At 41.0% G+C, this 4,622-nt stretch carries 3 protein-coding genes and 2 pseudogenes; all 5 read right to left on the reverse strand.

The window, feature by feature from the left end:
* Nucleotides 1–215: 215 nt before the first annotated feature.
* Entirely contained in the window at nucleotides 216–2,303 is a 2,088-nt protein-coding gene (locus tag ACP7AE_RS14015; RefSeq protein WP_426243825.1) for a catalase, read from the reverse strand.
* Between the two features lie 234 nt (nucleotides 2,304–2,537).
* Nucleotides 2,538–3,005 carry a CinA family protein gene (locus ACP7AE_RS14020; RefSeq protein ID WP_298869458.1) on the reverse strand — a complete coding sequence of 156 codons (468 nt, stop codon included), beginning with the start codon at nucleotides 3,003–3,005 and terminating at the stop codon, nucleotides 2,538–2,540.
* 266 nt (nucleotides 3,006–3,271) lie between these two features.
* Nucleotides 3,272–3,436, reverse strand: a pseudogene (locus tag ACP7AE_RS14025) (KGG domain-containing protein); the annotation flags it as partial.
* 354 nt (nucleotides 3,437–3,790) lie between these two features.
* Nucleotides 3,791–4,474: a DUF421 domain-containing protein gene (locus tag ACP7AE_RS14030; RefSeq protein ID WP_426243827.1), complete on the reverse strand. Its 684-nt coding sequence runs from the start codon at nucleotides 4,472–4,474 to the stop codon at nucleotides 3,791–3,793.
* 43 nt (nucleotides 4,475–4,517) lie between these two features.
* Nucleotides 4,518–4,622: pseudogene (locus ACP7AE_RS14035) on the reverse strand (IS5/IS1182 family transposase); the annotation flags it as partial.

A 4,622-nucleotide genomic window follows, 5' to 3' on the forward strand; every position in this document is an offset into this window, starting at 1 on the left:
TTATATCACTACAACCACGAGCGCCCGAATATGGGCAATGGCGGTTTTACGCCAATGCAGAAACTAAACCACGCAGCTTAATTCTATTTGATAAGTGTCTTATGGTTGGGATGATTACCGTACTGTATCGATTTTAACGTAATTCTACTATACCTAAAAAACAACCCAGCATATGGGCTGGGTTATTGATGAAATAAGGCAATATAAAGAGGTGCTTATGCAAGGTCCCGAACCTTAGGCTCGCGCTCCCATAGACGCATTTTAGCGTTATCAATAAAATTCGTCATGTCGGATAAGGGTGTGACAAACGCATCTTTTTCAATAGGTAATCTATTTAAAATGAACTCATCTGTCGCACTGCAATAAGCAATGGCTTTGCAATGCACATAAGCATCAGTAAACCAGTCTAAAGCTGAGCTATCTTGAGCCAGCTTCTTAGCCTGGTCCGGCATAATGATGCTAACCACAGCATCAAATAACACTGAGGGACCCCCTGAAAGGCGCTCATCAGCCTGAATGCGAGTGCCATCATCGAGCAGTACCTCTTTATTAGGAGCCACAATTTTAACAGCGGCGCCTTCCGCTTTCACAGCCTTTTCGTATTTTTCTATCTCATGATAGCTTGAGCCCTCGGCGACTAAAATACCGATCATGCGTCCTTTTAAACTTTTAGGGGTGCGTCCAATGGTTTGTAAAGCTGTAGAAGTTGCCATATCCTGAACGGGTGATGCCAGGGAGGCGGCTTCGGGTAACGCCATACCAAGCGCTTTTGCCACACGCTGGGCCAAGTCCTCATCAATATGACGCAAATGACTGAGCATACGTGTTCGTACATGGGCGGTCTCTACTTTAGCCAGCTCAAAAGCGTAGGCTGACGCAATATGGGCTTGCTCAATTGCCGTTTGGCTTCGGTAGAACATACGCGGCTGGCTATAATGATCCGCAAAACTTTCAGCACGAATACGACCTTTCACGCCATCGTCTAACGTCTCAGCAAATGACTTAAATCCTTGCCTAACGCTTTCGCGGGGCCGAGTTGGATCCAGGCTTTGTGGTTCATAAAGTACTCGTGTCTTCGGTACCCGCATTTGCATATGTCCATCTTTTTGATTATTAGCAAACGGACACTGCGGGGTATTAATTGGGATCTGTACAAAATTTGGTGACCCTAAACGCTTGAGCTGCGTATCTAAATAACTAAATAGGCGTCCTTGTAATAATGGGTCATTACTAAAGTCAATGCCCGGAGGTACGTGTGATGGGCAGAATGCTACTTGTTCTGTCTCAGAAAAAAAGTTATCAGGATAACGATTAAGTACCATTTTACCAATTATCCTAACAGGAACCATTTCTTCTGGAATCAGTTTTGTGGCATCTAAATGATCGAATGGAAATGTTGCGGCTTCTTCTTCAGTAAATAACTGCACTCCTAAGTGAAATTCAGGAAAATCACCCCTATTGATAGACTCAAATAGATCGCGGCGATTAAAGTCAGGGTCAGCACCCGAGATTTTAACAGCTTCATCCCAAATGAGGGACTGTACTCCTAATACAGGTTTCCAATGAAAACGTACAAAGGTACTTTTTCCATCCTTGTTAAGAAGGCGGAAACTATGAATACCAAAGCCTTCCATCGTGCTATAACTTCGCGGCAGAGCCCGATCGCTCATGAGCCAAATGACATTGTGCATGGTTTCAGGACTGAGTGATACAAAATCCCAAAACGTATCATGGGCAGAGGCGGCTTGCGGAAATCCGCGATCGGGTTCAGGCTTAACTGCATGAACAAAATCGGGGAACTTTATGGCATCTTGAATAAAGAAAATGGGCATATTGTTAGAAACCAGGTCCCAAATACCTTCATCTGTATAAAGCTTGACTGCAAAACCTCGAACATCGCGCGGCGTATCTTTAGAACCTTTATTACCTGCGACGGTTGAGAAGCGGGTGAACAACGGAGTCTGTTTACCTGTTTCAGTTAAGATCTTGGCCGTTGTAATCCCTTCTAACGATTCAGTCAGCTCGAAATAACCATGAGCCGCACTACCGCGCGCATGTACTACGCGCTCAGGAATGCGCTCATGATCAAAATGCGTGATTTTTTCACGTAATACAAAATCTTCTAACAGGGTCGGTCCCCGAGCGCCATTCTTAAGAGAGTTTTGATTGTCAGAAATAACCACCCCTTGCTGGGTTGTTAGCGCTTGAGTACCATCATCAGCACGCTGATGGGTTTCGCCGCCTAAACCTTTAGTAGTGTGCATATCGGCGGCGGGATCAGTATGATTAATAGTTTTTTTCATTATTCATCCATCCTAGTTATAGTCTTAGTAGGTGTTAAGTTGGGCAGAATTCTTATTATCTTTTAATAATGTCTTTTTATACTAAGCAAAATTCAGGGGTAAAGGTGTTGATGTTTGGTTAAAAAAAACAACGTTTAATATGAGTGTATTTCCTGGCATGAACCAGTCGTTGAGAGCTGGCTATAATAAAAAAGACAAGTTAAAACAATGATATTAGAAAAATAAAATAATATCTTAAGTGCGCACAACCTCAATAATACTTTTACAGATTTTGCTGTTCAAACTGCGCAGTTTTTTCTGCGGCGCACCTTTACATACACATTGGAAATCATACAATTGATCCTTATAGGAGATACAATAAAAAAAAGTCCCGACCGGCTTATCTTTTGTTTCAGAGCCGCCACGCTTCAACAAACCTGTGCAGGCCACATATAAATCTGATTTAAATAGTGATTGGGCTTTACGAACCAGCTCTTGTGTGACCTCTAAAGACTCAGCGGTATAGTCTTCAATTAATTGGTCAGGTACGTTGAGAACATTTTCTTTTACTTTAACGTCGTAACAGACTAATCCGCCTACCAGTACCTCCCCTGAATAAGGGCTAAGAGAAAACCGGTGCGATAAATACCCAGCTGAGGCGCTTTCAATAAAGCTTATGGTTAATTCCTTGTTTGCCAATAATTCGGCACATTTATTAGTCATCATGGTCTCCACATTATATAAATCCCTTTAATATCCCTATAAAGCGTTCTCTTAACACTGGTAGAAATAGAATAGTGCCATAAATAATTCTATGCTTTAAATAGCCAGTCTTCATATTTTTTAAGTAAAACAATGAAGAATAAAAAAACCCCATAAGCTATTCACATCTTATGGGGCAAAATTCAGACTTAAGAGTTTTTATTTATCATACAAAAGATAGTGTAGTCGGATTTCGCTCCCTAACTACCTCGATTATCATCATTTTTATGACTCTGTTTACCAGCTTCTCTTGCTTCTTCAGAGGTAAATTCGTGAGCCGTACCTTTTCCATGAGCGGCCTTACCACCTTCACTAGCAATTTCACGTTGCTTCTCTGGATCCATACTGGCAAAACCACGGTTTGAAGTATCGCCACCCGAGTTGTTTGAGTTATTAGAACCACCTGAGTTGTTCGAGTTATTAGACTGGTTATTGTCTTTATCGGAGTTGTTAGATTGATTAGTCATAGTATATCTACCTTGATTAGTTTATTCCGTGAATTTATTATGATCTCTCTATAACATGTTGTTAACAAACGTTTTTCCTAAAGCGATTGCTAACAATTCCAATATACGACAGCTCCTAGATTTTTTGGGTAATGAAAAGTAAGAGTATGTTCTGATTAAGATATTCAACCTTTCTGTATAAAAATTCTTGGACTAATATAGGATAATAGGCATTATTTTAGAAGGAATCTAACTCACTACAAACCCAGCAACAAAACGTTTTACTGAGTAGAGGGATAGTTATCTAATCACCCTATTATTGAGTGCTTTGGCCCAGCCTATACATTTACTTTGGCAACGATTACAAAGCTCATCAGGGGTTAAGGGATGAGTAACATAGCCACAAAACATACAAGCATAATGACAACTTGGCTCTATCTTAGTGACGGCTTCATACTGCTTAGGAAATAGCGGCAGACCATAACGCACCTCATCATGTGGATACAGCAATATACTAAAGCTGCCCGTGGTTTCTAACAAACCTATACGGACTTGACCTAGATGTTCAATGCCTTGCATGCGCATTTCAGCAAAAAACTCATCATGTGACATCTGGCCTAATTCAAACTTACTAAGAGCCAATTGGCCATCCTCTACAATGTAAAGTGACGTACCTTCTAAAAAATCCTCAAAAGGACGATATCTCACCATTAACCACGTATATAAACGATATAGGGAGATGACGATACTCATGATCAATATGGCTTGGATTAACGGAAGATCCTCAGTAAACATAGGGTCCCCCGCGATAGACCCTAGCGATAAGATGATGGTTAACTCAAAAATCGACAACTGGCGAACACCGCGTTTACCAGTGTAACGTAAGAACAAAATAATCATCGTAAACATGACAACCACACGTATGACAATTTCTGCAGCAAACGCCCAGCTGGTATCATGTATGAAAATACTGGCCCAATCCATTCGTGAATTCCTATTAATGATTTACAGAGACTAGGGCGTGTCCCTAATTCAGTTTGCAATGAATCATAGTACAAGCTAGATACAGCATAGACTTATAATTACGAGCCAATTTCTCGTATCTAGTCGCAATACTACGGAAGTGCTTTAG

The organism is Psychrobacter sp. TWP2-1-2, assembly GCF_049896785.1.
Taxonomy (GTDB): Bacteria; Pseudomonadota; Gammaproteobacteria; order Pseudomonadales; family Moraxellaceae; genus Psychrobacter.